This is a genomic window from Methylobacterium sp. A54F (assembly GCF_053346035.1).
In genome coordinates this window covers 1-26,959 of sequence record NZ_JBKFBF010000012.1, presented here as the reverse complement: position 1 = coordinate 26,959, position 26,959 = coordinate 1, and the positions used below count along the sequence as shown (strand labels likewise).

The window sequence follows — 26,959 nt, the reverse complement described above, 5'->3', positions numbered from 1 at the left end:
CGAACGGTCGAACGCTTGCACAGTGAAGTCCTCTCCGGTTGTTCAGCGTATTGCCGAGGCTTCGATGTGGCGCTCTAGGACGCGTTGCGGTCCGCTCTGCTCAGCGGTCCTGCTGTCCCTGCCCCTCGGTCTCGCGGGCACCGGACAGGCCGCGGCCCACGTCAAGTGGTTCTGCGCCTACGACGTCGCCGGGCAGCCCCGCGGCCTCGACCAGGTCCTGTGCGCGAACTTCGAGTGGCTGGTCGGCCTCGCGCTCGCCTCCCTGATGCTCGGCTGCCTCGCCGAGGGCACGCCGTTCGGCACGGCGCTCCTCAACGCCCTCGACCGGGTGACCGCCCGCCTGCGGGCGGATACCGGCCTGCTGGTGCGCGCGGTGCTCGGCTTCTTCTTCGTGTCGCTCTGGACGCTCGGGGGCATCATCCTGACGCCCGAGCTGCGGACGGACGCCGCCTGGGTGCCGCTTCTCCAGCTCGCCATCGCCGCCTGCCTGATCTGGGACCGGACGCTGCCGCTGGCCGGTCTCGGCATCGTGATCCTGTTCGGCTTCGCGACCTGGACCTACGGCGCCTTCCACCTCGCCGATTACCCGATCTTCCTCGGCATCGCCGCCTACCTGATCCTGACCGGGCTCGGGCGCACCGCCTTCGGCGTCCGGCCCCTCGACGTGGTGCGCTACGCGGCCGCCGTCACGCTGATGTGGGCCTCCGTCGAGAAGTGGGCCTATCCGCACTGGACCGACCCGCTCATCGCGGCCAAGCCCACCATGACCATGGGCTTCTCCAGCACCCTGTTCATGGATGCGGCCGGCGTCATCGAGTTCACCCTAGCCTTCGCGCTGGTCTGGACGCCGCTGGTGCGCAGGCTCTCCGCGATCATCCTCGCCGGGGTCTTCGTCGCCGCGATCGCCGAGTTCGGCCAGGTCGACGCCATCGGCCACTCGGGCATCATCGTCGTGCTGGTCGCCATCGCGGCCGACGACCGGCGCATCCCCGCGACCCGGCGGGACGCGATCCTGGCGCCGGCCTACTACGCGGCGGCGCTGGCGGCCTTCCTGACCCTCTACTACGCGGGCCACGCGGCGCTCTACGAGGGCTTCGCCGGCTTGCCGACGATCTGAAGCCAGGAGGCTGTCCGGCCGCGGCCATCTCAGGGGCCGGGAACGACGAAGGAGCCCGGAACGACGAAGGGGCCGCCGGCATGGCCGGGCGGCCCCTTCGTCGTTCGTGATCGTCCGATCGGGGGACTGCGGCGTCCGCTGCGATCGGGCGTGCGGTGACTACTCGGCGGGCGCGTCCCCGGCCGGGGTCTTGTCGGCCGGCGGCTCGGCGCTCGCGACCGACTTCCGCTCGAGCATCGGCTGAAGGCGCTCGGCCAGCTCGCGGTCGAGGTGGTGGGCGTAGGCGCCCTTGAAGTAGCGGGCGCCCGCGCCGTTGCCGAAGAGCCGGTCGTGGGCGCGGACCATCGCGTCGACCTCGGGCCGGCACAGGAAGCCGATCACCCCGGCCGCCTGGTACCAGTTGCCGGCGCGGGCATGGCGCATCGCGGCCGGGTTCGCCATCACGGTGTCGGCGAAGCAATCCGTCGCGGCCTTGCGCAGCGGGTCGAGCTGCGCGGCGGCGTCCTCGCGCGCCGGACGGTGTTGACCGGAACGGGCCTCCGCACCGGCCGCGAGGGCGACGAGCGCGAGGGTGCCGAGCAGCAATGCCTTCATGTGGGAAGCCTCGAACGCGGTCCGAACCTGCGAACGAGTATTCCCCGAGGATTGCGACCGGAACAGGGCTTTCCGGCGTCGGTTCGCGCGCGGCGCGCGAAGGATCGTGCCCTGTCGCCGGCCGATCACACTCCGCCCGAGGGGAAGGGTCAGCCCCGCCGCTCGGCGTTCCAGCGGCCGCTGCACTGGATGCCGCCGTCGGTCGCCCAGGTGCCGCTGCCGGTGCCGCTGCGCTGCAGCCGGCCCACCACGTTCGCGCTGCTCAGGCCCCGGGAGATCACTGCCCGCACGATCCCGTTCGGCGCGACCCGTCCGTTGATGGAGAAGTCGCCCCCGGGGTAGCGCGCCTCGCCGCGGTCGATGCGCACGCCGTAGCGGTAGGCCCGGTCGCAGGGCCCGTCCTGGGTAATGACCTGGATGCTCCATTGTCCGTCGAACCGGTCGGGGACGCTGACCTTCCGGCGGGCCGCGTCGGCCGTGCCGATGCCGGCCGCCACGAGCGTGAGGGCGGCGGCAGCGAGGATCGGAAGCTTCATGATGTCCTGTTCGCAGTTACGCTTGTGCTCAGCCGAGAACTCGCGAGCCGCGGATCGGTTGCGGGACGGGGGGACGCGCCCCCGCCGCGGGCGGGCCGGATCCGGGGATCCGGCCCTGTCGGTCAGGCTGCGAGGGCGGGCCGGGCGTGGCGGGCGTAGAGGAACTCCAGCACCTCCGCGCGGCAATGCACGTAGGTCGCGTCCTCGACGAGTTCGAGCCGGCAGCGCGGCCGCGACAGCGGCACGGGCAGGATCTCGCCGATGGTGGCGGACGGCCCGTTCGTCATCATCACGATGCGGTCGGAGAGGAGCACCGCCTCGTCCACGTCGTGGGTGATCATGACGACGGTGTTCCTCAGCCGCACCTGGATCTCCATGAGCTGGTCCTGGAGATGGGCCCGCGTGAGGGCGTCGAGCGCCCCGAAGGGCTCGTCCATCAGGAGCACGGTCGGCTCCATGGCGAGCGCCCGGGCGATCCCGACGCGCTGCTTCATGCCGCCCGAGATCTCGCTCGGGCGCTTGTCGGCGGCGTGCATCATGTTGACGAGGGCGAGGTTGTGCTCGACCCACGCCGCGCGCTCGGCGCGGGACTTCTTCTTCGCCAGCACCTTGTCGACGGCGAGCGAGACGTTCTCGCGCACCGTCAGCCAGGGCAGGAGCGAGTGGTTCTGGAACACCACGGCCCGCTCGGGCCCGGGCGAGGAGACCTCCTTGCCGTCGAGAAGCACGACGCCCGTCGAGGCCTTGAGGAGCCCGGCGACGATGTTGAGCACCGTCGACTTGCCGCAGCCCGAATGCCCGATGATCGAGACGAACTCGCCCTTGGCGAGCTTGAGGTTCACGTCGCGCAGGACCTCCGTGGTCTTGCCGGCGCGGGTGAAGCTGATGCCGACCTGCGAGAGATCGAGATGGGCAAGTGTGGACATGCGGCCCTCCCTCAGGCTGCGCTGGTGCCGCGGGTGACGAGGCTGCCGAGCGCCGCCACCAGCCGGTCGAGGACGAAGCCGATCACGCCGACGTAGACGAGGGCGACGATGATCTCGGAGATGTGCGACGAGTTCCAGGCATCCCAGATGAAGAAGCCGATGCCCACCCCGCCGATCAGCATCTCGGCCGCCACGATGGCGAGCCAGGACAGGCCGACGCCGATCCGGAGCCCCGTGAAGATGTAGGGGGCGGCCGAGGGCAGCATCACCTTCACGAAGAACTCGACCGGGTTCAGCCGGATCACCGCGGCGACGTTGCGGTAGTCCTGCGGGATATTCCGGATGCCGACCGCGGTGTTGATGATGATCGGCCAGATCGAGGTGATGAAGATCACGAAGATCGCCGAGGGCTGGCCGTCCCGGAACGCGGCGAGCGAGAGCGGCAGCCAGGCGAGCGGCGGGATCGTGCGAAGCACCTGGAAGATCGGGTCGAGCCCGCGCATCGCCCACTCGGACTGGCCGACCAGCGTGCCGAGGAGGATGCCGGCCACCGCGGCCAGCGCGAAGCCGAGGGCCACGCGCTGGAGACTGGCCGTGATGTGCCAGAACAATCCCTTGTCGGTGCCGCCGTTGTCGAAGAACGGGTCCGAGATGATCGGCCAGGCCTCGCTCAGCACCCGCGAGGGCGGCGGCAGGCCGGCGGTGGGCCGCGCGCAGGCGATCTCCCAGAACAGCAGGAAAGCCGCCAGCACGATGAGCGGGGGGATGAGCCGCGCGGCGAGCGCCTTGAGCGTGCGGCCGCTGAGGGCGGGCAGGCGGCGCGCCTTGCCCGCGGCGGCGTCGCGCGCCGCGGTGCCGAGGGTTGCGGTACCGGAGGCCATTCAGGCGATCCTCTTGATGCCGAGGCTGGCGAGGTAGGCGGCGGGGTTCTCGGGGTCGAAGACCTTGCCGTCGAACAGCGTCTCCTTGCCCCGGGAGGTGCCGGCGGGAACGCTCGCGACGCCGAGGGTCTTGGCGGCCTCGCGCCAGAGGTCCTCGCGGTTCACCTTGCCGATGAGAGCCTTGGTGTCGGTCGCCGGATCGAACTTGCCCCAGCGAATGTCCTCGGTGAGGAACCAGAGGTCGTGGCTCCGGTAGGGGTAGGAGGCGTTGTCGGCCCAGTACTTCATGGTGTGGGGGCTGTTCTCGACCTTGCGGCCGTCGCCATAGTCGAAATTGCCCTTCATGCGATCGAGGACGTCTGCCACCGGGACGTTGATCCACTGGCGCTTGGCGACGATGCCGGCGAGCTCCTCACGGTTCTCGGGTCTGTCGCACCATTGTTGCGCCTCCATCACGGCCATCAGCAGGGCCTTGGCGGCGTTAGGGTTCTTGTCCACCCAGCTCGCCCGCATCGCGAAGGCCTTCTCGGGGTGGTCCTTCCACAATTCGCCGGTGGTCAGGGCGGTGTAGCCGATGCCCTGGTGGATGAGCTGCTCGTTCCACGGCTCGCAGACGCAGAAGCAGTCCATCGTGCCGACCTTCATGTTCGCCACCATCTGGGGCGGCGGCACCACGATGGTCTCGATGTCCTTGTCGGGGTCGATGCCGCCTGCGGCGAGCCAGTAGCGGATCCAGAGGTCGTGGGTGCCGCCCGGGAAGGTCATGGCGGCCTTGACCGACTTGCCGGAGGCCTTCTTCTTCTCGAGCGCCACCTTGAAGGGCTTCGCGTCCAGGGCGACCTTGTCGGCGAGGTACTCCTTGCCGACGGAGATGCACTGCCCGTTCAGGTTGAGCCGGGCCAGGATGTACATCGGCACCGGCACGTTGTTCTGCGTCACGCGCCCCGCCGAGATCAGGTAGGGCATCGGCGTCAGGATGTGGGCACCGTCGATGCCGTTGCCCTCGGAGCCGAGCACGAGATTGTCGCGGGTGGTGCCCCAGCTCGCCTGCTTGGCCACCTCGACGTCCGGCATCCCGTACTTGGCGAAGATGCCCTTCTCCTTGGCGACGAACAGGGGCGCGGCGTCGGTCAGGGCGATGAAGCCGAGCTTGGCGCCCTTCACCTCGGGGCCGGCCCCCTGGGCGAAGGCGCCGCCGGGCAGCGCGAGGCGGGCAGCGGCCGCGACCGAGAGGGCCGCGGCGGCACCCTTGAGCACGCTCCGGCGGGTCTTCACGTCCTGGTTCTGCATCGACGCCTGATCCTGAATCTCGAAAGTTCGGGCCGTCCGGCAGGGCCGCGCGGGAACGCGCCCCCGTTCGCGGCCGGGCCGCGGTCAGGGGCAGGTTCAGCGGCATCGCTGGCGGAGGCTGCCCGTCGCCATTGACGGACACCAGTTAGTCAGCAGGTTCCGTGCCAGACGGCCCGGGCGGCGAGGCCTCAGCACTCCGCCGCGCGGGGTGCTGGTCGACCGAGGAGGCCGGGCCTCAATTACGTCCGAGCGCAGTCGCTAATCCCCCGGACGGCGCACCGCAGCGCACAAATTGCGTGCAATCCTGTCGCGAAGTTGCCCGCGATGCGACCGGCGCCCCTGGGCAAACGGCTCCGCCTGCTCTACCGAGGCGCGCCCGCCCCCGACGAGCCCTGCCACAGCTGGGTCCTCCCGAGCCGAGTTCTGCCAAGCGATGACCGATCCCGTGCCGAGCGGGCCCAGTGCCCGGCGAATCCTGATGGCGAGCTTCGTGGGGACGGCCATCGAGTTCTACGACTTCTACATCTACGCCACTGCCGCGGCGCTGGTGATCGGGCCGATCTTCTTCCCGCCCGGCGAGCCGGCGGTGCAGCTCCTCAGCGCCTTCGCGACCTTCGCGATCGCCTTCTTCGCGCGGCCCGTGGGCGCCGCCCTGTTCGGGCATTTCGGCGACCGGGTCGGCCGCAAGGCCACGCTCGTCGCCTCCCTGATGATCATGGGCCTGTCGACGGTGCTGATCGGCTGCCTGCCCTCCTACCAGACGGCCGGCTGGCTCGCGCCCGCTGCCCTCTGCCTGCTGCGGTTCGGGCAGGGGCTCGGCTTCGGCGGCGAGTGGGGCGGCGCCGCGCTCCTCGCCGTCGAGAACGCGCCCCCCGGGCGGCGGGCCTGGTACGGGATCTTCCCGCAGCTCGGGGCGCCGGTGGGCTTCATCTCGGCCAATCTCGGCTTCCTGGCCCTCAGCCTCGGGCTCAGCCCCGAGAGCTTCCAGGCCTGGGGCTGGCGCCTGCCGTTCCTGGCCTCGGCCGCCCTCGTGGGCGTGGGGCTCTACGTCCGCCTGAAGCTCACCGAGACGCCGGCCTTCCGTGCCGCGGTCGCCCGGGAGGCGCCCGAGCGCGTGCCCTTCGCCACCATGATCACGCAGCACGGGCGGGCGACGCTGCTCGGCACCTTCGCGATGGTCGCCTGCTACGCGGTGTTCTACCTCTCGACGGTGTTCGCGCTGGGCTACGGCACGGGGACGCTCGGCTTCACGCGGCCGGCCTTCCTGTTGTTCGAGTGCGTCGCCGTCTGCTTCATGGCGCTCGGCATCCCCCTGTCCGGCGCCGCCGCGGACCGCTTCGGCCGGCGCCCGGTGGTGCTCTCGGGCGCCGTGTTCACGATGCTGCTCGGGCTGCTCCTCGGGCCGATGCTCGGCAGCGGGCAGGGCCCCCTCGTCCTCGGTTTCCTCTGCCTCGGCCTGTTCGCCATGGGCTGGCTGTTCGGACCGATGGGGGCTCTGCTGCCGGAGCTGTTCCCGACCCGCGTGCGCTACACGGGTGCGTCCGTGACCTACAACCTCGCCGGGATCATCGGCGCGTCCTTCGCGCCCTACCTCGCGCAGCGCCTGGTCGAGCTCGGCGGCGTCGGCTGGGTCGGTGCCTACCTCGCCCTCGCGGCGGTGATCTCGTTCGTGGCCGTCCTCCTGATGCCGGAGACGGGCCGCGGCGCCGTCCAGGCCTGAAGCGGGGCCGGACGGACCTCAGGCGTCCGTCATCCAGCCCATCACGACGCCGCGGGGCGCCACCACGTCGGTGTCGGTGCGCAATTGCGGGCTGTACATCGGGTCCTCGGTCAGCACGTCGTCCCAGCGCCGCAGGTAGCGCGCGACCTGAGAGCCGGGGGCGACGTGGGCGTGGCGCGAGGCCTTCTCGTGGTGGATCATCTCGGCATACGGCGTGTAGACGATGCGGTAGCCCAGCATCCGCAGCCGGAAGCACAGGTCCACGTCGTTGAAGTCCAGGCTGAAGCCCTCGTCGAAGCCGTTGGCCGCCTCCAAGACCGACCGGCGCGTGGCGAACACCGCCCCCGTCACCGCCGAGCAGTCGCGCTGCTTCAGGGCCCAGTCGTCGTAGGTCGGCGCGTCGGCCGCCTGCAGGTACCAGGGGTGGGCGCAGACGCCGTAGATGCCCCCGAACATGCCCGCGTGCTGGATGCGCCCGTCCGGGTAGAGCAGGCGGGCCCCGACCCCGCCGACCTCCGGGTCCGTCGCGAAGGTGAGCAGGGCCTCGATCCAGCCAGGCGCCCGCACGACGATGTCGTCGTTCATCAGGATCAGGTGCTCGGTCTCGGCGAGGCGCCAGAGGCGGTTCATCTTGGCGGCGTAGTTGAACCGCTCGCCGGGCGGCAGGGGGGTGTGGACGCGGGCCAGCGCGAAGGGGTCGCGCCGGCCCGCGTAGGCGGCGTCGTCGGCCAGGTCGTCGCCGACGAGGACGCGGATGCGCCCGGGCGGGTAGGTGCTGGAGGCCAGGCTGTCGAGGAGCCGGACGATGTGGGGAGGCTCGCCGGCGGCCGGCGCGCTCTGGCGCGTCGGGATCACCAGCGTCACCGGCGGCGGATCGGCCAGCGGGCGGTAGAGCTCGAGGCTCTCCGCCGTCAGGCCCGGGCGCACCCGGTAGGGCGCGCCGGTCTCGCCGAACCAGCCCGCGAGCACCTGGGCGCGCTGCGTCGCCCCCACCGTGGGGGGCTTCCCGGGATGCACGATCAGGGTGTGGGGGATGCGGTCGATCCCGACCCCTGCCGACAGCGCGGCGAGGCAGAGGCCGAACCACGCGGCCTCGGGCGCCCCCGCACCCGGCGGGGATTCGAGCTTCGGCAGGACGGAGGCGCGGATCAGCAGCGGGAACCCGACGTAGCCGCCCGCGAAGAGCAGGGCGGGGCTGAAGCTCGGCTTGCAGTGGAACGCGACGCCGTCCGGTCCGAGGCTCGCCTCGTCGCCGTAGAAGATGCCGACATCCGGCCGCGCATCGAGGTACGGCTGCACGAGCCGGAGAAGGTCGGGGCAGATCCGGACACCGGCCGGCGCGACGAACAGGACGTCCCACGGGTTCGACGCGAGGCTCCCGAGCTCCGCGCCCCCGAGGATGCGCAGCCGCTCGTCGAGCCGGACCGGCACGATTCCCGGCGGCCAGAGGAAGGTATCGCCGTCTCCGGCCCCCCCGGCGCGCGTGCCCGAATCCGTCATCGCCATGCGTTCCCGCCGTGGGTTCCCGTGGTTGCGCGGCCCGGCATCCCGAGCCGGGCGACGCCTTCGGCGCGGCCGCTCAAGGATGGTCCGCCAGCAGCCGGTCGAGGCTCTGCTGCATCGCCCCGGCGACGGCCGCGGCCGAGAGGCGCTCGGTGATGCGCAGGCGGGCGGCGCGGCCGAGCGCGCTCGATCGCCCGTCCACGACGCTGTCCGCGGCCCGCCGCAGGGCGAGGGTCAGATCGTCCTCGTCGACCCGGCCCCAGTGCGAGCCCTTGAGGTAGGGTCCGTGCGAGGCCTCGAGCGCCACGATGTCGGCGCGCACCGGGAAGCCGCAGGTGGGATCGAGGAAGTCGCGGCTGCCGCCGTAATCGGTGGCGACCACGACCTTGCCGGCCGCCATCGCCTCCGCGATCGTCAGCCCGAACCCCTCGGAGGCGTGGGAGGAGGCGTAGATCGCGCAGAGCCGGAACAGCAGGTCGAACTCCGACGCCTTCATGGGGCGGTCGACGAGCACCACGTCGCCGTGCTGTCCGACGAGGCCGAGAAGGGCCTCGCCGTCCTGGCGCGCGTCGAACAGGTGCTTGGTCTTGAGCGCGAGCTGCCAACCCTCGGCGTGGAGGCCGGATGCCCGGAACGCCCGGATCAGCGCGTGAGGGTTCTTGCGGGCGAGGAAGCTCGAACCGTCGAAGGCGTAGAGGATGAGGCGCCGCCCGGCATCGAGGCCGAGGCTGCCGCACAGGTCGCGTGCCGCCGCGGCGTCGATCTCAGCCGAGGGCGCCGTGTCGACGACGTGCGGGATCACGTCGACGGGGACGTTCGTGACCTCGCGGAAGATGTCGGCGCAGAAGGTGCTCGGGGTCCAGATCGCGTCGAGCTCGTTGATGACAGCCAGCCAGTTCGGCGGCACGAAGGAGGTCTCCCAGACCAGGATCCCGATGCGCCGTCGGGCGGCGGCGATCACCCGCCGCTGGGCGTCGTCGAGGAGCGGCTCCCAGCTCTCAGGGTTCAGGTGGACGATCGCCACGTCCGGCGGCCCCGCGAAGGCGGGCGCCTGCCAGGCCGGCGCCGTCCGGGCGTGGACGTGGAAGGGGCGCTCGATCGGGTAGAGGCTCGCGGCCCAGCCCGTGCGCTGGAGAGCCCTCACGTAGCCGCGCGCCGCAGCGCCGAGGCCGTTGGCAAAGTTCATCGGCGCCACGAAGGCGACCCGCCGGGGACGGTGCGCCTCGTCCGGCCGGTCGAGGTCGGCCCAGGCCCGCGGGCCCGGGTACGTGTAAGTGCTCGCGAGAAGCCGGGTGTCGAAGCCGAGCTCCGCGAGGGCGTCCTCGACGCCCTGTCCCCCGCGGGCCTGGTGCTCGCCGTACAGGAGCGAGCCCTTCACGAAGGGGAAGCCCTCGGCGAGCAGCGCACGCCACTGGAAGATCGTCCGGTTCCCCGGGAAGCGTCCGAGGTTCGGCATCGGAAACAGCGCGCCGACCTTCAGCCCCGCGTTGCGCATCGCCATGCCGAAGGTCACCTCGTACTCGCCGATGACGTCGTTCTTGTCGGCGATGTTCACGACGGCCCGCAGGAAGGTGTGCAGCGCGTAGGCCGAGAGGCAGCGTCGCTTCAGGGCGATGAAGAAGCTCTGCAGATGCCACTCGCCGAAGTGATTGTCGGTGAGCCCGACCATGTCGTCGCCGGAGCGGTCGATCGCGTCGAGGGCGGCTGTGAAGGCCGCCGCGTCGAGCGGCCCCACGATGCTGTCGTTGGTGAGATACAGCGTGTCGGCATCGAACAGGTCGTCGTCGACCTGCAGGACATGCGCCCAGGCCGCGAAGTCGAAGCCCTTGTTCTCGCGGACGTAGACGCCCGTGCAGGCCTCGAGGATCGAGAGCGGCACGGCCGTGCGCCGCTGGTCGGCGGCGACGATCAGCACGACGTCCGTGCCGTTCGCCCGCAGGGCCTCGACGTAGTGGCCCACATGCCCCTTGATCTTGCCGGCCGGCGCGTGTGTGACGACGAGCGCCGTGCGGCTGCGCGTGCGCGGGACCCGCTTCAGGCGGACGAGGCGCGCCTCGCAGGCCGCGAAGGCGGAGCCGGCCGCGCCCGCGACGAGGCGCCGGCTCCGGCCCTCGCTGCGCCCGCCCGTCACGTAGTGGACCAGGGGGTTGATGTTGCTCGCAGCCACGTCCGGATAGGCCCGGTAGTACCAGAGGGCATCGAAGGCTGGCGAAGGACTCGTGGCATGACCGCCATGGACCAGGAAATGGGCCAGCGGCGTCAGGCCGGCCTGCCGGTGCTCCGGGTAGGTCGCCGCGTACCAAGCCGTCGCGAACAGTGGATGCGGGTTCAGACCGGCCCCGGCCCCGGTGCGGATGTAGTGGAGCAGGGGACCGCCCGGTTCCTGCGCGGCGCTGGGGCATTGGCGGAGATAGTGGTCGACGATGAAGAGCGGGTGAGGCTGCCGGCCCTCCCGGATGCCGTGCTCCACGTAGTGCGCGAGCGGGTCGATGCCGACCCGGGCGAGATCGGGGTGCAGCGCGAGGTAGTGGCTGCCGTCGAACAGCCCGGAGGCACGCAGGGCGACGAGATCGGCCTGCGGCCCGCCCTCCGCGCGGGGCGAGACGGCGTTGTCCCGCTGCACGCCGAAAGTGAAGTAGTGGGAGAGGGGGTCCGTCGCCTCCGCCAGGGCCTCGGGGTAGCGGGCGAGGTAGCGCCGTGCGTCGAAGCCGGGTCCCGGATCGTGCTCCGGGTGACGCAGGAAGTGCTGGAGCGGGCTCAACCCGCTGCCGGCCCCGCCCATGTAGGTGCGGGCGTACCACGTGCCGTCGAAGAGCGGGTTCGGGTTGCGCCCCTCTCGCCAGCCGTGGTCCAGGTAGTGGAGGAGAGGGTTCAGGCCGCCGCGGCCCACGTCGGCGTTGCGCGCGAGATAAAAGTCCCCATGGAACAGCGGATGCGGCCAGCGCCCTTCCGCGGCCCCGTGCAGGACGTAGTGGCGGACCGGTTCGATCTGCTCCCGCTGCACGTCGGGATAGCGGCCGACGTACCAGGCGGCATCGAACACGCCGGATTCCGCGACGGCGCGGCAGCGGGCGGCTGTTCGGGCGGCGGCACGCCGGTCGGCACCGAACCGCAGGAGGGAACGCGGTCTCAAGGCTCGCACGTCGCTCGAAGGGACGATGGCACCGCAGAGGGGTGCGCACGATCTGGCGCTTCACGGTCCATGATCGAATGCCCGCTCACTGCGGCCTCACGGCCCACCAGGGTGGCCGCGGTGCCGGTGTCGGGGCCGGCGCGCGCTGACCCGCCTCATGGAGCGGGCTTCCGGGGATCTGGCGGGACTGCTCGGCTAGCTCGACGACGATCCGGTCCATGAGGACGTGACGACGGGCCTGCATCGCGTCCGGCGTCAGGGGCTCGCGGCCCTTGCGCAGCCAGGCATAGAATTCCGTGACGACCGCCTCCTCCACGGCTTCCACCCGCAGGTCGAGGTAGCCGAGGCCGGCGAGTTCGAGCACGAGGAGCTCGAAGCTCGCGGGCACGAAGACCCAGTTGTGGGCATCGACGTAGCCGGGCTGCTCCGCGACCCGCAGCCAGCCTTGCGCATGATCGAAGGGTACGGCGAGGACCGCCGCGCGGGAATCGTCGATGGCCCACCCTGCCGAGCCGGCGCGGTTCGCCATCCGCAGCCCGTACTCGAACTGCGTCCGACGGTCGTGGCGGCTGCGCTTCTCGTCGAAGGCTGTGATCGCGTCGATGGTGGTGGAGGGGTGACGGTAGAAATCGAAGCACTTCCGCTTGTCGGGCAGCGCCAGGATGATCACGCCGTCCGGCTTCACGAGCGTCTCGGCGGCCTGCAGGAAGGTGACGACGTCGGTGGTGTGCTCGATGACGTGGCTCGCGATGAAGGCATCGAAGCTGCCGTGCTGCTCGGGCGGCACCGCTTCGGCGAGAGATCCGCCGCTCCACACGAAATCGACCTCCTCGATGCGCGCGGTGTCGACACTCGGATCGCTGGCATATTTCGCCACCAGACCCTCGCGCGAGGCATGATCCACCGTGAAGGCGTTCCAGCCGTCGCGCTTGGCCGCGAGGGGGTTGTAGCTCGGACCGATCTCGATGACCCGGCCGTCGCGAGGCAGGCCTCGGAGGAGCGTCGCCTCTCGGGTCATCACGGATCTCCCTGCGGTGCGGCCGCGTGATATCCGAATCCGGCAGCGCGCTGCAATGCAAGGCTGTGACCGGGCGCGGACCGGAAACCCGTCGCCCGGGGCCTTGGCGCCTATCGCTTGTCGAGCGGACGCCCGAGGAGGCGCGCGAACTCCGCCTCGATCTCTTCGACCGAGAAGGGGTTCTGCGGCTTCGCCGCTGCGGGCTGCGCAGGTGCGGGCGGGTTGGGCCGCGCCGGCGCGGGCGGCGGGGGTGGTGGCGCTGCCGAGGCAGCGTTTGGCGCGGCCGGGGCGGGTGGGCTGGCCGGCTTCGGCAGAGGATCGCGTGTCGCCGCCGGGCGGTCGACGGGGGCGGGACCGGGCGGACGCGTGGCGGCTGCTGCCGCGTTCGGCGTGGAAGGCGCCGGAGTGGGCGGCGGCGGGGGGCTCGGCGTCGCAGGCGGAGGCGGGGAAGGCAGGAACGGCTTCGGCGCGGCGGCTGCCGGGCCGCCCGGTGCAGGCTTCGGAGGCGGAGCCGGCACGGTGGCCATGGCGGCGGCCATCGGATCCGTGCCCGCGGCGCCGGTGCCGCCCGTGACCTGAGCGGTCGGGACTGCGACCGGGCGCGGCGGCTCGGGTGGGGCCGGCGGCCGGCCGGGCGGCGAGGGGACGGGCGCGGCAGCCGTGCTCATCGCCGCAGCGACGGACGCGCCCGCTGCGGCGTCCCGCGGCGGCCCCTCGGGCGGCGGCGTGACCGCCGAGGAGGGGCGCGCGAGCGCGATCTCGAGCTGGCGCGCCATGTCCGAGAGGATCTTGGGATCGACCGGGCGCGCGGTGGGCGGCGCGCTCACCGGTGGCGGGAGCGGCGGAGACGCGCGCCCAGGCTCCTCCGGTTGCGGGCGCACGGCTTCCGCGGGCGCCTCCGTTGGGCGCTCCGGCGGCGCCTCGGTGGGCGTCGCGGAGGCCCGCAGGGCCGTCGTGTCGAGGGTCGCCGTCGTGGCGGTGGCCGGTCGCCCGCGCTCGGACGCCACGTCGGGGCGGGAGTTGATCAGGGGCGGCGTCGTCCGCCGAAGCGGGCGCTTCGGGGGCTCCGCGCGGCGAACCGGCGGGTCGAGCTCTTCGGTCAGCGCCGTCTCCCCCTCGGGGGCCACCGCCGCGGCGTCGAGGGGGTGCGTCACGGGCGGCGGCGCGTTCGAGCCCGGCACGGCCGGCGGCACCACCATCGGCATCTCGAAGCTCGGCTCGAAGAGCCCCGGATCGGGACGGCGCGCCTCGATCTCCGGGGACGGCTCGACGCCGGCCTCAGGGCGCAGCACCGGGTCCATCGCCGCGCGCTGGCCGCGCTGGATGTTGCGCTCGATCACGACGTCGTTCGGGCCGCCGACGAGCAGCAGGTGCTCGACGTTGTCGCGCCGCAGGAGGATGAGCTGGCGAGCCCGGTCGAGCTCGTAGATGTCGACGATGCCGAGCCGCGGCTGGCGGCCGCGCTGCGTGCCGCGCCCCGACACCGCGAGACCCTGGCCGGAGAGGCGGCGCACGACGAGCACGATCACGGTCAGGATCGCGAATATGATGGCGAAGATGCTGACGTATTGCAGGAAGGGAGAGCCCCCCGAGCCGAAATTGCTGAGCAGCCAATCCACGGCGAAACTCTCTCCCGTCCCCGGGGCCGTGCCCGCCCCACGCAACGTTCCGCTCCCGACTTAACATGGCCGCGGGGCCGCCGCCCAATCAAGCTTAAGACTTCGTTAACGACATCCCCAGGCAACGCCGCGGCGCGACCGGCTTAACCGGGCGTTAACCATGGACCCGGCAGATTTTGCCGAGCCTGCGGACCCTGCCGCCGGCTCCGCCAGAGGGGCGCAGGCCGTGGCCGTCACCGATCTTCCGATCCTCGGCATGTTGCGCACCAAGATGCAATGGCATCAGGCGCGCCAGCGCCTTCTCGCCGAGAACGTCGCCAACGCCGACATGCCGGGTTTCCGCCCGCGCGACCTCGCCGCTCCGCGCTTCGACCCTGAGACCGGCGAGGCGACGGGCAGCGGCCTCGCGCTCGCCGCGACGAGCACGAGCCACATGGCGACCGCCGGTGCCGAGGGGCCTGCCGCGGATGCGCGGCGCGCCAGGAGCTTCGAGGTCCGCCCGAGCGGCAACGCGGTGAACCTCGAGGAGGAGATGCTGAAGGCCGGCGACAACCAGTCGGACTATCAGCTCGCCGCCTCGCTCTACCAGAAGAGCCTCGACGCGCTGAAGATCGCCGTCGGCAAGCGCTGACCCCGCACCCTGAGAGGGAGACCGCGCCGTGGACTTCATGAAATCGCTGACCATCGCGGCCTCGGGCCTCAAGGCGCAGTCCGGGCGCATGCGGATCATCGCCGAGAACATCGCCAACGCCGATTCGGCGCCCCAGACGGCGGGCGGCGAGCCCTATCGGCGCAAGATCGCAAGCTTCGCCCAGCACTTCGACCGGGAGGCCGGCGCGAATCTCGTGGAGGTCGGGCGCGTCCGCCGCGACACCTCCGCCTTCCGGACGAAGCTCGACCCCGGCAACCCCGCGGCCAACGCCAAGGGCGAGGTGCAGATGCCGAACGTGAACGCGCTGGTCGAGAACATGGACATGCGCGAGGCCCAGCGCTCCTACGAGGCGAACCTCAACATGGTCACGGCGACCCGCAAGATGATCTCCCGCACCCTCGAGATCCTGAAGTAGGAGGCTGAGCCGTGGCCACCAGCAACTTCGCCGCCGGCGCCTACGCGGCCGCCCAGAACGTCGGCAGCCTCAAGGCGGTCCCGAAACTGCAGCCGGCGCAAGGGGCCGGCGGCAACTTCACGCAGCTCCTCGGCACGGCGCTCGACGGCGTCGCGGATGCGGGCCGCCGGGCCGACACCCAGGCCCTCTCGGTGGCGGGCGGCAAGGCCAACGTCGTCGACGTCGTCACCGCCGTGGCCGAGAGCGAGACCGCCCTCCAGACCCTCGTCGCGGTGCGCGACCGCATGATCTCGGCCTACGAGGAGATCATGCGGATGCAGATCTGACGGAGGCGTCCCGCGCCGGCATCCCGTGACCGGAAACCCATGCCCGACATCCCGTGACCGGACATCCATGACAGGCCTCGCCATCCTCGACGTCGCCCGCGACGGCATCTTCGTCTTCCTCAAGGTCGCCGGGCCGCTGATGATCGTCGCCCTGGTGGTCGGCCTCGTCGTCTCCCTCGTGCAGGCGCTGACGCAGATCCAGGAGCAGACGCTCATCTACGTGCCGAAGATCGTCGCGGTGTTCGCGACGCTTCTCCTCATGCTGCCCTTCATGAGCGACGCGCTCGCGGGCTACATGACCCGCATCGCCGCCCGCATCGCGGCGGGGGGATGAGACGGCTCGGGGCGCGGCTGCTATGACGGCGCATGAACCTGCTCCTGCCCGGGACCGCGGCGGCCTTCCTGCTCACCTTCGCGCGGGTCGGAACGCTGATGATGCTGATGCCGGGCATCGGCGAGCAGATGGTCTCGCCGCGCCTGCGCCTCGCCTTCGCGTTCCTCGTCACGGTGGTGCTCTACCCGATGGTGCGCCCGCTCCTGCCCCTTCAGGACGGCGCCATCGCGAGCCCGAACCTCATCGCCATCCTGTTCGGCGAGACCCTGATCGGCCTGATGCTCGGGTTGACGGTCCGGATGGTCCTGGCGGCCCTCCAGACGGCCGGGGTCATCGTCTCGCAGAACCTCGGCCTGTCCTACGCGATGACGGTCGACCCGACGATGGGCGGCCAGCAGGTGGCGGTCGGCAACTTCCTGTCGCTCCTCGGGATCACGCTGATCCTCGCCACGGACCTGCATCATCTCGCGATCGAGGGCATCGCCCGCAGCTACGCGCTGCTGCCCCCGGACGGCGTTCCGGGGATGGGCGAGGCCGCAATGCTGGCGCTCAAGGCGCTCGCCCGCGGCTTCACCCTCGCCGTGCAGATCTCGGCGCCCTTCATCGCCTTCGGAATCCTGTTCAACCTCGGCCTCGGCCTGCTCTCGCGGATGATGCCGCAGCTGCAGGTCTTCTTCCTCGCGATGCCGGGCTCCGTGCTGATCGGCATGCTGATCCTCGCCGGAGCCCTCGGCGTGATGATGGGCGTCTTCCTGGACGATATCGGGCGCTACCTCGCCGAGCTCTCCGGTCGCTGACGCTGCGGCGAGGGCGCGGGCATGGCTGACGATTCCGATCCGGAAGACAAGACCGAGGAGCCGACCCAGCGGCGCATCGATCAGGCGATCGAGCGCGGCGAGGTCGCCAACAGCATCGAGATCAACACCTTCCTGATCCTCGGCACCTTCACGCTGGTGCTGCTCCTCGCCGGCGGGCCGATCGTGCGGCGCCTCACGGGGCAGATGCGCGGGTTTCTGGAGAACGCCCATCAGGTCCCCTCGGACGCGCACGCCTACGCGGGCATCGCGACGCGGGGCCTGATGATCTGGCTCGAGGCGCTGGCGATTCCCGCGGGCGTCGCGATCGCGGCGGCCCTCGCCGCCGGGCTCCTGCAGCACCCCCTCGTCTTCACCGCCGAGACGCTCGGCCCGAAGTTCGAGCGGATCTCGCCGCTCGCGGGCGTGAAGCGCATCTTCGGCGTGGAGGCGCTCGTCCAGTTCGGCAAGGGGCTGGCCAAGATGGCTCTCGTCGGCGTCGTGGTCTGCACCATCCTTTGGAACGACCGCGACCGGATCGAGGTCTTCGCGCGCCTCGATCCCGCGGCCTGCCTGCCCGCGATCCTCGGCCTCGCCCTGAAGATGCTGGCCGGGATGCTGGCCATCTACGCGGCGATCGCCCTCGCCGACGCCCTCTACCAGCGCTACCGCTGGCGCCAGCGCCTGCGGATGTCGAAGGAGGAGCTGAAGCAGGAGATGAAGGAGCAGGACGGCAACCCGGAGGTGAAGGGCCGCATGAAGCAGCTCCGCGCCGCCCGGGTGAAGAAGCGCATGATGAGCGCCGTCCCCACCGCCACGGTCGTCGTCACGAACCCGACCCATTACGCCGTGGCGCTCCGCTACGAGAGCGGGATGCAGGCCCCGATCTGCGTCGCCAAGGGCGTGGACTCGCTGGCCTTCCGCATCCGCGCGGTGGCCGCCGAGAACGACGTCCCGGTGCTGGAGAACCCGCCGCTCGCCAGGGCCCTCCACGCGACGGTCGAGGTCGACCAGGAGATTCCCGCCGAGCACTACCGGGCCGTGGCCGAGGTGATCGGCTTCGTGATGCGCCTGCGACGCCGGGCCGCCTGAGGCCGGCGGCGTTGCGTCCACGCTTCATCCATCATTTCTTGCCAATGCTCGCCGGGGCTCTCGGTCAGCGTAGCCCTTGCTGCGGCGGGCACGCAGGGCGTAACCGGTCCGAAGGTGTGGATTGAGGCCCGATGGCTGAGCAGAGTGGACCCCCGGCGCCCGTGACGGGCTCGATCGACCGCTCCGAGCGGCCGGGTCGCGTCGGACTGCTCCTCGTGCTGGCCGGCCTCCTGGTCGGCGCGGCAATCGGGCTGTCTTTCGTGGCCAACGAGCAGGCCCAGTCGCTGATCATCTGGCTGCTGGCCCTGCTGGCCATGGCGGGCGTGTTCTTCCTGTTCGCGCTGGCCATCGGCGCGATCCAGCTCAGCGGCCAGGGCGCGCGGGACGATATCACCAAGGCGATCGTCGACGCCTCGCCCGAGGCGACCGTGGTGGTCGAGGACGGCGGGCGGCTGATCTACGCCAACGAGGCCTACCTTCACGTCGCGGGGGGCGACAACTTCTCGAACCTGCGCTCGGTGGAGCGGATCTTCGTCGGCTCCCCGGAGGTGTCCGAGGCGGTCTACCGCCTCGCCCAGGGCGCCCGCGATGGGCGCGCCCACGCCGAGGAGGTCCGGATGGCGCCGCCGCCCGGCGGGCGCGGCGACCGCGACTTCGCCTGGTACCGGATCTCGGTGCGGCCGCTGCCGCGGCCCCGCCGGGCCGCGACCCTCTGGACGGTGACGGACATCACCCACGAGCGCGAGCGCCAGGAGAACGTCTTCCAGGAGCTTCAGCACGCGATCGACTATCTCGACCACGCGCCCGCGGGCTTCCTGTCCATCGATCCGGCCGGCGCCATCGTCTACATGAACGCGACGCTCGCCTCCTGGCTGGGATACGACCTCGCCACGATCGGGCCGGGCGGGCCGAGCCTGCAGGAGATCGCGCCGGGGGCCGAGGTACTCACCCGCGCGGCCGGCATGCCGGGCGAGGTCCGGACCGATCGCTTCGACCTCGACCTGCGCTGTCGCAACGGACGGCCGCTGCCGGCCCGCCTCTACCACCGCGTGGCCTTCGGCAAGGACGCGAAGCCGGGCTCCTCGCGCACCTTCGTGATCAACCGCTCGGCTGGAGCCGAGTTCGACGAGCCGCAGCGCGCCGCCGAGGTGCGCCTCGCCCGCTTCCTCAACAACTCGCCCATCGCCATCGCGACGCTCGATCGCGCGGGTCGCATCGCGCGGGCGAACAGCTCCTTCACCCGCCTGTTCGGGGCGATGCCGCGTCCCGCCTCGGAAGGCGGCGCGGACGAGGCCGCGGCGAGCGACGTGGCGCTGGAGCCGATCATGGGGGATTCCCTGATCGAGCGCGACCGGCCCGCCCTCGACGGCGCCCTCGGCAAGGCGGCGAGCGGCTTCGGCGGCGTCGAGCCGATCGAGGTCGGCCTCAAGGGCGCCGGCGCCCGCTCGGCGCGGGTCTGGCTGAGCTCGGCAGGCTCGGACGCGGGCGACCGCGCCCCCGGCGAGGCGGACCGCGAGTCGGTGATCCTCTACGCCCTGGACACCACCGCGCAGCGCCAGCTCGAACAGCAGGTGGCGCAGACGCAGAAGATGGACACGGTGGGCCAGCTCGCCGGGGGCATCGCGCACGACTTCAACAACGTCCTCCAGGCGATCATCGGCTACTCGGACTTGCTGCTGGCGAGCCACAAGCCGACCGACCCCGCCTTCCAGGACATCATGCAGATCAAGCAGAACGCGAACCGGGCGGCGGGCCTCGTCCGCCAGCTCCTCGCGTTCTCCCGCCGCCAGACGCTGCGGCCCGAGGTGATGAACGTCGGCGAGGCCCTCTCCGAGCTGACGCTGCTGCTCAAGCGCCTCCTCGGCGAGCGCGTCGACCTGGAGCTGAAGCACGGCCGCGACATCTGGGCCGTGAAGGCCGACGTGAACCAGTTCGAGCAGGTGATCGTGAACCTCGCGGTCAATGCCCGGGACGCCATGCCCGACGGCGGCCGCCTATTGATCCGCACCGCCAACGTGGACGATCCCGGCGAGGCGGCGGTGAAGGACGGTCGCGGCGGGGCCCCCGCCGGGGATCACGTGCTGATCGAGGTGCTCGACACCGGCGAGGGCATCCCGCCCGAGCTGATGGAGAAGATCTTCGAGCCGTTCTTCACCACGAAGGAGATCGGCAAGGGCACCGGCCTCGGCCTCTCGACGGTGTTCGGCATCGTCAAGCAGTCCGGCGGCACCATCGACGTGCAGTCGACGGTGGGCGAGGGCACCGCCTTCCGCATCTACCTGCCCCGCCACGAGCCGAGCGCCGAGGCGGAGCCCGCGCCGCGGCTCGAGGCGCCCCTCGCCCGCGAGGCACGGGCCGAGGCGGTCCCGCTGGCCGGGGCGGGCGCGACGCCGCCTGCGAAGGACGATCCGGCGTCCAGGCCCGCCGCAGAGCCGGCCGCGCCGCAGAAGGCCGCACCCCGCAAGCCCGCCGCCGATCATACCGGCCAGGGCACGATCCTGCTCGTGGAGGACGAGGACCCGGTGCGCGCGGTCAACAGCCGGGCGCTCTCGGCCCGCGGCTACACGGTGCTGGAGGCGGCCTCGGGCCTCGAGGCCCTGCGCATCGTGGGTGAGGGCCAGCCCATAGACCTCGTGGTCTCGGACGTCGTGATGCCCGAGATGGACGGCCCGACCCTGCTGCGTGAGATCCGCAAGCACCAGCCGACCCTCAAGGTGATCTTCGTCTCGGGCTATGCCGAGGACGCCTTCCGCAAGAACCTGCCCGAGGGCGAGACCTTCAATTTCCTGCCCAAACCCTTCAGCCTCAAGCAGCTCGTCGAGACCGTTAAGGAGACCATGTCGGCCTGAGCGTCCGCGCATTCCTCAGGGTCCGCGCCCTTGCGTCGTGAGAACAAAACAGGTACATAAAAGGCAGTCCGCGGCGCATTGAGAACGGCGCCTTTCCCCTCCATAAGGATGCCGACGCATGGCTCAGCCAGCTCTGAAAGTGGTGGATACGCCCAGCATGGACAAGGACAAGTCTAAGGCGATCGACGCCGCCCTGTCCCAGATCGAGCGCGCCTTCGGCAAGGGCTCGATCATGCGCCTCGGCAAGACCGACAAGGTGCAGGAGGTCGAGACCATCTCCACCGGCTCTCTGGGGCTCGACATCGCCCTCGGCGTCGGCGGCCTGCCCCGCGGGCGGGTCATCGAGATCTACGGTCCCGAATCGTCGGGCAAGACCACCCTCGCCCTGCACACCATCGCGGAGGCCCAGAAGAAGGGCGGCGTCTGCGCCTTCGTGGACGCGGAGCACGCCCTCGACCCGGTCTACGCGCGCAAGCTCGGCGTCAACCTCGACGACCTCCTGATCTCGCAGCCCGACACCGGCGAGCAGGCCCTCGAGATCACCGACACCCTGGTCCGTTCCGGCGCCATCGACGTGCTCGTGGTCGATTCGGTGGCGGCGCTGACCCCGCGCGCCGAGATCGAGGGCGAGATGGGGGACCAGCAGCCCGGCCTTCAGGCCCGCCTGATGAGCCAGGCGCTGCGCAAGCTCACGGGCTCGATCTCGCGCTCGAAGTGCATGGTGATCTTCATCAACCAGATCCGGATGAAGATCGGCGTCATGTACGGCAGCCCCGAGACGACCACGGGCGGCAACGCGCTGAAGTTCTACGCCTCCGTGCGCCTGGACATCCGCCGCATCTCGACCCTGAAGGACCGCGACGAGGCGATCGGCAACCAGGTCCGCGTAAAGATCGTCAAGAACAAGGTCGCGCCGCCCTTCAAGCAGGTCGAGTTCGACATCATGTTCGGCGAGGGCGTGTCGAAGGTCGGCGAGCTGATCGACCTCGGCGTCAAGGCCGGCATCGTAGAGAAGTCCGGCGCCTGGTTCTCCCATGCCAGCCAGCGTCTCGGGCAGGGCCGCGAGAACTCCAAGGGCTTCCTGCGGGACAACCCCGACATCGCGAACAAGATCGAGGCGGCGATCCGCCAAAACTCAGGCCTCGTGGCCGAGCGCATCCTCGAGAACGCGACTCCCACCGCCGACGACCTCGACGAGGGCGACGCTTAAGTCTCACTCCCGTATGCGAAAGAAGGCCCGCCGCACGAGACCGTGCGGCGGGCCTTCGCGCACCCGGCCTCATGCTACTGTCGCCGTCCCCTATCGGGTCGCGAGGAGGGGGCCGAGCACGTCGAGGACGCCGTTCAGGGTGATCTGGGTCCCGACGCAGAGGAGCAGGAAGGCGGAGAGCCGGCCGAGCACCCGTGCGCCCACCGGGCCGATCAGGCTCACCACCCTGTCCGCGGACCCGTAGGAGAGGCGCACCAGCGCCGCGATGGCGAGCGCTGCGAGCGACACCCCGAGGTAGAAGCCGAGGCGGTCCGGAAAGGGAGCGGGCCGGTTCGAGCCGAGCGCGATCGCCACCGCGATGGTGCCAGGCCCGGTCGTGAAAGGCAGCGTGAGGGGGAAGAAGGCGATCTCCGCGAGGTCGCGCGCGCTCGCCTCGCCCGCGGCCTCCGCGCGCTTGCGGGCCTCGCGGGCCTCGGGGGCGTTGAGGAGGACCCAGGCCGATGCCGCAACGACGAGGCCGCCCGCGATGCGCAGGGCGGCGAGCGAGACGCCGAAGAAGCTGAGGATCGGCGCCCCGGCCCAGAGGGCGGCCAGCATGATGAGCGCCGCGTAGACGCCGATGCGGCGGGCGAGCTCCACGCGCTCGGCGTGGCTGTTGCCGCTCGTCACCTGCGCGAAGATGAGGGCCGAGCCGATCGGGTTCACGATCGAGAACAGGCCCGAGAACGCGAGCAGGAAGCTCTGGAGTGCCGCTTCGAGGTTCATCCGGATCAGCCCGGCGAGGGGGCCGGCACCAGCACCCGCGCCGGGGCGAGGCTGCGGGCCCGGCGGACCTGCCGCACCGCGACGGGACGGTAGAGCTGCTTCGTCGCGTCGACGACGTGGAGCCCGGCGAAGGGCAGGGCGAGGCCGGTGCCGAAGCGCTCCCAGGCGCCTGCCATCTGCAGCATCAGCCGCGAGCGCACGGGGGGCATATAGAGGCTCTCGGCCCAGCCCTCCGGCGAGAACAGAGTGTCGCGCATCAGCCGGCCGAGCTGCGAGCGGCTGTAGGGCTGGCCGTGGCCGAAGGGGGTCGCCTCGCGCCGGGCCCAGACGCCCACGCGGTTGGGCACCACCAGCACCATGCGGCCGCCCGGCGTGAGGATGCGCCAGACTTCCTGCAGGAGCTCCGTCGGGCTCTCCACGGATTCGAGGGCGTGCACCAGGATCACCCGGTCCACCGCCGCCTCGGGGAGCGGCATCATGGTGGGGTCGGCGAGTGCCGAGCAGGAGCGACCCGCCCCCGGCCAGTTCACCACGCCCTGCGTCGCCGGCATGAAGGCCAGGGTCCGCTCGGCGATGCAGTGGACCGGACCGAGATAGGGGGTGGCGTAGCCGAGCCCGAGCACGCGCAGGCCCGACACCGAGCCGAGGAAGCCGTGGATCGCGCGGCCGACGATGCGGTGCGTCACGCCGCCGAGGGGGCTGGCGTAGAAGGCCCGCAGATCGGTAACGTCGAGGCGCATGAGGGCGGCGGTGCGGAAACCGAGGGCAGGCGGCGTCGGCTGGGGCGCGGCTCGCACCGCTCCGCCGACAGGATCTGCCTTGAATGGGGTCCGGACGCCGCCGCGGCAAGCCGCGAGGCCCGGAACTCGCGGGGGCGCCCCCCGTTTTCCGCCGGAACCGTAACCGCCGCGTGGAGAGGAAGCGTCATGTCCGCAGCGACCCCGGAGATCCGCACCTTCCTGTGCCGCAGCGACAACATCGGCGTGCTCCTGCGCGATCCGGCGACCGGCGCCTGCGCGGCGATCGACGTGCCGGAAGCAGCGCCCGTGCTGAAGGCGCTGCAGGAGACGGGCTGGCGGCTCACCGACATCCTCGTCACGCACCGCCATGCCGACCACGTCGAGGGCATCCCGGAGGTGAAGCGGGCCACCGGCGCCCGCGTCACCGCCCCCGCCAAGGCCGGAGCGGCGGTGCCGGAGGTTGACGCCACCGTCCGCGAGGGCGACGTCGTCCGGGTCGGGGACCTTGCGGCCGAGGTCTGGGAGACGCCCGGGCACTGCGCCGATCACGTCACCTACTGGTTCGGCGAGGCCGGGTTGGTCTTCGCGGGCGACACCCTGTTCACCCTCGGCTGCGGACGGGTGATGGAGAGCCCGCCCGAGACGCTGTGGCACTCGCTCGCCCGCTTTCAGGCTCTGCCCGACGCAGCCCAGGTCTTCAGCGGGCACGACTACGTGCTGGCCAACGCTCGCTTCGCCCTCGCCGCCGACCCGGACAACGCAGCCCTGCGGGACCGCGCGGCCGAGGCGGAGCGGGCGAAGGCGGAGGGCCGCTTCCTGATTCCGTCGACATTGGGTACCGAACGGGCCACCAACCCGTTCCTGCGCAGCGGCGAGCCGGCGCTCGCCCGTTCGGTAGACCTTGACCCCGGCACCGATCCTGAGAAGGTCTTCGTCGCTCTGCGCGCCTGGAAAAACCGATTCTAAAAGGCCACAGATCTCAAGAAAAATTTGTTGCCTTTTCAAAGAGAATTGACATAGGACCTTAGTAGGGGGCCTTGACCCCCGGCAACGCGCTCCCGGCGCGGAGATACGCAGTTCACCGAAGGGCCGTTGCGCTTCGGTCGGTCAGATGGGGGTCCGTCTCGCCTTACCACCTTTCCTCCTCGCGCCTCCCGCTGCCCTTCCTGCAATCCGAGAGCGAGCGTCCGGCCGAACCGCAGGACCGCGTCGCGAAGCCACGAGACGGCGCGGCTCCCGCCGATGCCGAGACCACCCCGGAGCGGCCGGCGGCGCGGGTCGCCGGGTCCGCTGTCCGGGCTCGGACGGCCACGGTGTCCGCCGATGTCCGGCTCCTGTCCATCGCGACGGAGCACCTCGCCCGCCTCGGACCGAAGCGCGTCACGGTGGTGGCGGTGGCGGCGGAAGCCGGTATGACGCACGCCAACGTCTACCGCTACTTCCCCTCGAAGGACGCGCTCCTCGACGCGGTGGCGGGGCGGTGGCTGCGGGAGGTCGAGACCAAGCTCGCGGGGATCGCGGATGCTCCGGACCCGGCCGACGACAAGATCGAGCGCCTGCTGACGGCGCTGGCGACGGTTCAGCGCGATGCGCTGGTCGACGAGCCGAACCTGTTCGCCGTTCACCTCGATGCCACGGTGGAGTCCCGGCCGATCGCCCGCCGGCACCGGGTGCGCCTGCGCAGCCTCGTCGAGCGCGTGGTGGAGGAGGGCATGGCCGCGGGCGCCTTCTCGGCGCGGGACCGTGAGCGGGCCATCGCCTACATCTTCGATGCGAGCTACCGCTTCACGCATCCGCTGGCGATCCAGCACGACGCGGACGTGCCGCGCGACCTCGTCGAGGCGCGCTTCAACGCCGTGATCCACGCGATCCAGCGGGTCCTGCGCGCCGGCATCCTCTGAGCGCCGGCGCCCGGCATGGCGGCCTCTGGCCGCCGGCAGTTCCCGCGCCGTGAGTCGATGAGCGTCGCAACCCGGCAGGGCATGGAGCCTCCAACCGCAACGTCCGGTCGAAATGACAGGGCCGAGGTTCTGTCACCTGAGCTTGGCCGGCGAAGCGACTCCGGGTCGTGATCGCCTAAGACACTCGTCCCAAACAGGTTTCGCGACCCGCACCGGAGCCGGCTCGCACGCGCGTCTGGCCCGAACCGTGCTTCGAGCGGCCGAGGTCGGGTTGAAGCAGCGAGGCTTTTCGGCCACAGAACCGCGCACGAATTCAGGACCGCGCGGCGCGCAGCACTTCAGGTCCCGGCCGCGGATCCATTCACCGGGCAGCGGAGATTCTCATCCCATGGCACGTAGCAAGATCGCGCTCATCGGCGCCGGGCAGATCGGCGGGACCCTCGCGCATCTGGCGGGCCTGAAGGAGTTGGGCGACGTCGTGCTGTTCGACATCGCCGACGGCATTCCGCAGGGCAAGGGCCTCGATATCGCCGAATCGGCGCCGGTCGACGGCTTCGATGCCAAGTATTCCGGCGCGAGCGACTACGCGGCCATCGCGGGGGCGGACGTGGTGATCGTCACGGCCGGCGTGCCCCGCAAGCCGGGCATGAGCCGCGACGACCTCATCGGCATCAACCTCAAGGTGATGGAGGCGGTGGGCGAGGGCATCCGGACCCACGCGCCCGACGCCTTCGTGATCTGCATCACCAACCCCCTCGACGCCATGGTGTGGGCGCTCCAGAAGTTCTCCGGCCTGCCGCCGCACAAGATCGTCGGCATGGCGGGCGTGCTCGACTCGGCCCGCTTCCGCCACTTCCTCGCGGAGGAGTTCGGCGTCTCGGTGGAGGACGTCACGGCCTTCGTGCTCGGCGGCCACGGCGACGACATGGTGCCGCTCGTGCGCTACTCCACGGTGGCGGGCGTGCCGCTCCCCGACCTGGTCAAGCTCGGCTGGACGACCCAGGAGAAGCTCGACGCGATGGTCGAGCGCACCCGCAAGGGCGGGGGCGAGATCGTCAACCTGCTCAAGACCGGCTCCGCCTTCTACGCGCCCGCCGCCTCGGCCATCGCCATGGCGGAGAGCTACCTGCGGGACAAGAAGCGGGTCCTGCCCTGCGCCGCCCACCTCTCGGGCCAGTACGGCATCGACGGCCTCTTCATCGGCGTGCCGATCGTGATCGGCGCGGGCGGTGTCGAGCGGGTGCTGGAGGTCGAGTTCAACGGCGACGAGAAGGCCATGTTCGACAAGTCGGTCAACTCGGTGAAGGGCCTGATCGAGGCCTGCAAGGGCGTCAACGACAAGCTCGCCTGACCCGGAGCGAGCGGGGAGCGGCGCTCGCGCCGGCCCTCCCGCTCGCAGCTCGCCATTCGCACATCTGACGAGGTCGCGATGAACATACACGAGTATCAGGCGAAGGCGGTCCTGCGGGAGTTCGGTGTCCCGGTCTCGCGCGGGGTGGCGATCTTCGACGCCGGCGAGGCCGAGGCGGCCGCGACCGAGCTCG

At 71.1% G+C, this 26,959-nt stretch carries 24 protein-coding genes; 13 read left to right on the top strand and 11 right to left on the bottom strand.

All coding sequences use genetic code 11. The features are described 5' to 3' along the window. Positions 1–64 precede the first annotated feature (64 nt). Complete coding sequence (locus ACLBXP_RS18950) at positions 65–1,117, top strand: hypothetical protein (protein ID WP_447669308.1); 1,053 nt, start codon at positions 65–67, stop codon at positions 1,115–1,117. Between the two features lie 159 nt (positions 1,118–1,276). On the opposite strand, the gene ACLBXP_RS18945 is transcribed toward ACLBXP_RS18950, so the two are convergent. The 5 genes from ACLBXP_RS18945 to ACLBXP_RS18925 all read right to left on the bottom strand — a co-directional run bounded on the left by ACLBXP_RS18945 (position 1,277) and on the right by ACLBXP_RS18925 (position 5,344). After that, a complete protein-coding gene (locus tag ACLBXP_RS18945; RefSeq protein ID WP_447669307.1) occupies positions 1,277–1,711 on the bottom strand; it encodes a hypothetical protein in 435 nt (144 codons plus the stop codon). 149 nt (positions 1,712–1,860) lie between these two features. Further along, on the bottom strand, positions 1,861–2,247 hold the full coding sequence (locus ACLBXP_RS18940) for a hypothetical protein (protein WP_447669306.1): 387 nt from the start codon (positions 2,245–2,247) through the stop codon (positions 1,861–1,863). A gap of 122 nt (positions 2,248–2,369) precedes the next feature. After that, complete coding sequence (locus ACLBXP_RS18935; protein WP_447669305.1) at positions 2,370–3,173, bottom strand: ABC transporter ATP-binding protein; 804 nt, start codon at positions 3,171–3,173, stop codon at positions 2,370–2,372. A gap of 11 nt (positions 3,174–3,184) precedes the next feature. Next, positions 3,185–4,054 carry a nitrate ABC transporter permease gene (ntrB, locus tag ACLBXP_RS18930; RefSeq protein WP_447669304.1) on the bottom strand — a complete coding sequence of 290 codons (870 nt, stop codon included), beginning with the start codon at positions 4,052–4,054 and terminating at the stop codon, positions 3,185–3,187. Continuing rightward, on the bottom strand, positions 4,055–5,344 hold the full coding sequence (locus ACLBXP_RS18925; protein WP_447669303.1) for a CmpA/NrtA family ABC transporter substrate-binding protein: 1,290 nt from the start codon (positions 5,342–5,344) through the stop codon (positions 4,055–4,057). A gap of 433 nt (positions 5,345–5,777) precedes the next feature. Between ACLBXP_RS18925 and ACLBXP_RS18920 the strand changes: the two genes are divergently transcribed. Next, a complete protein-coding gene (locus ACLBXP_RS18920; protein WP_447669302.1) occupies positions 5,778–7,064 on the top strand; it encodes an MFS transporter in 1,287 nt (428 codons plus the stop codon). A gap of 18 nt (positions 7,065–7,082) precedes the next feature. On the opposite strand, the gene ACLBXP_RS18915 is transcribed toward ACLBXP_RS18920, so the two are convergent. The 4 genes from ACLBXP_RS18915 to ACLBXP_RS18900 form a co-directional block, all read right to left on the bottom strand. Next, positions 7,083–8,564 (bottom strand): glycosyltransferase family 2 protein, encoded by a 1,482-nt coding sequence (locus tag ACLBXP_RS18915; RefSeq protein ID WP_447669301.1) that lies wholly within the window; start codon positions 8,562–8,564, stop codon positions 7,083–7,085. 79 nt (positions 8,565–8,643) lie between these two features. Then, entirely contained in the window at positions 8,644–11,700 is a 3,057-nt protein-coding gene (locus tag ACLBXP_RS18910) for a rhamnan synthesis F family protein (RefSeq protein WP_447669300.1), read from the bottom strand. Between the two features lie 85 nt (positions 11,701–11,785). Continuing rightward, a complete protein-coding gene (locus tag ACLBXP_RS18905) occupies positions 11,786–12,718 on the bottom strand; it encodes a class I SAM-dependent methyltransferase (protein WP_447669299.1) in 933 nt (310 codons plus the stop codon). A 110-nt stretch (positions 12,719–12,828) separates the two neighbouring features. Next, positions 12,829–14,337 (bottom strand): hypothetical protein, encoded by a 1,509-nt coding sequence (locus ACLBXP_RS18900; RefSeq protein WP_447669298.1) that lies wholly within the window; start codon positions 14,335–14,337, stop codon positions 12,829–12,831. A gap of 226 nt (positions 14,338–14,563) precedes the next feature. Between ACLBXP_RS18900 and flgB the strand changes: the two genes are divergently transcribed. The 8 genes from flgB (at position 14,564) to recA (ending at position 22,009) form a co-directional block, all read left to right on the top strand. After that, positions 14,564–14,968: a flagellar basal body rod protein FlgB gene (gene flgB / locus ACLBXP_RS18895; protein WP_447669297.1), complete on the top strand. Its 405-nt coding sequence runs from the start codon at positions 14,564–14,566 to the stop codon at positions 14,966–14,968. A 28-nt stretch (positions 14,969–14,996) separates the two neighbouring features. Beyond that, entirely contained in the window at positions 14,997–15,404 is a 408-nt protein-coding gene (gene flgC, locus ACLBXP_RS18890) for a flagellar basal body rod protein FlgC (protein WP_447669296.1), read from the top strand. 11 nt (positions 15,405–15,415) lie between these two features. Further along, a complete protein-coding gene (gene fliE / locus ACLBXP_RS18885; RefSeq protein ID WP_447669295.1) occupies positions 15,416–15,730 on the top strand; it encodes a flagellar hook-basal body complex protein FliE in 315 nt (104 codons plus the stop codon). A gap of 67 nt (positions 15,731–15,797) precedes the next feature. Then, positions 15,798–16,064: a flagellar biosynthesis protein FliQ gene (gene fliQ / locus ACLBXP_RS18880; RefSeq protein WP_447669294.1), complete on the top strand. Its 267-nt coding sequence runs from the start codon at positions 15,798–15,800 to the stop codon at positions 16,062–16,064. A 32-nt stretch (positions 16,065–16,096) separates the two neighbouring features. Then, positions 16,097–16,861: a flagellar biosynthetic protein FliR gene (fliR, locus tag ACLBXP_RS18875; protein ID WP_447669293.1), complete on the top strand. Its 765-nt coding sequence runs from the start codon at positions 16,097–16,099 to the stop codon at positions 16,859–16,861. 21 nt (positions 16,862–16,882) lie between these two features. Beyond that, entirely contained in the window at positions 16,883–17,950 is a 1,068-nt protein-coding gene (gene flhB / locus ACLBXP_RS18870) for a flagellar biosynthesis protein FlhB (RefSeq protein ID WP_447669292.1), read from the top strand. A 131-nt stretch (positions 17,951–18,081) separates the two neighbouring features. Beyond that, positions 18,082–20,799: a cell cycle histidine kinase CckA gene (gene cckA, locus ACLBXP_RS18865; RefSeq protein ID WP_447669291.1), complete on the top strand. Its 2,718-nt coding sequence runs from the start codon at positions 18,082–18,084 to the stop codon at positions 20,797–20,799. A gap of 157 nt (positions 20,800–20,956) precedes the next feature. Beyond that, positions 20,957–22,009, top strand: coding sequence for a recombinase RecA (gene recA / locus ACLBXP_RS18860; protein WP_447669494.1), 1,053 nt, complete (start codon positions 20,957–20,959; stop codon positions 22,007–22,009). A gap of 90 nt (positions 22,010–22,099) precedes the next feature. Here the strand turns inward: recA and ACLBXP_RS18855 are convergent, their stop codons facing one another. Both ACLBXP_RS18855 and ACLBXP_RS18850 read right to left on the bottom strand, forming a co-directional pair. Further along, a complete protein-coding gene (locus tag ACLBXP_RS18855) occupies positions 22,100–22,774 on the bottom strand; it encodes a MarC family protein (protein ID WP_447669290.1) in 675 nt (224 codons plus the stop codon). Between the two features lie 5 nt (positions 22,775–22,779). Continuing rightward, entirely contained in the window at positions 22,780–23,514 is a 735-nt protein-coding gene (locus ACLBXP_RS18850) for a methyltransferase domain-containing protein (protein ID WP_447669289.1), read from the bottom strand. Positions 23,515–23,700: 186 nt separating this feature from the next. On the opposite strand from ACLBXP_RS18850, the gene gloB reads away from it, so the two are divergent. The 3 genes from gloB (at position 23,701) to mdh (ending at position 26,766) form a co-directional block, all read left to right on the top strand. Continuing rightward, positions 23,701–24,480 carry a hydroxyacylglutathione hydrolase gene (gene gloB / locus ACLBXP_RS18845; protein WP_447669288.1) on the top strand — a complete coding sequence of 260 codons (780 nt, stop codon included), beginning with the start codon at positions 23,701–23,703 and terminating at the stop codon, positions 24,478–24,480. A gap of 347 nt (positions 24,481–24,827) precedes the next feature. Continuing rightward, a complete protein-coding gene (locus ACLBXP_RS18840; protein WP_447669287.1) occupies positions 24,828–25,415 on the top strand; it encodes a TetR family transcriptional regulator in 588 nt (195 codons plus the stop codon). A gap of 388 nt (positions 25,416–25,803) precedes the next feature. Further along, entirely contained in the window at positions 25,804–26,766 is a 963-nt protein-coding gene (gene mdh, locus ACLBXP_RS18835) for a malate dehydrogenase (RefSeq protein ID WP_447669286.1), read from the top strand. Positions 26,767–26,959: the final 193 nt, after the last annotated feature.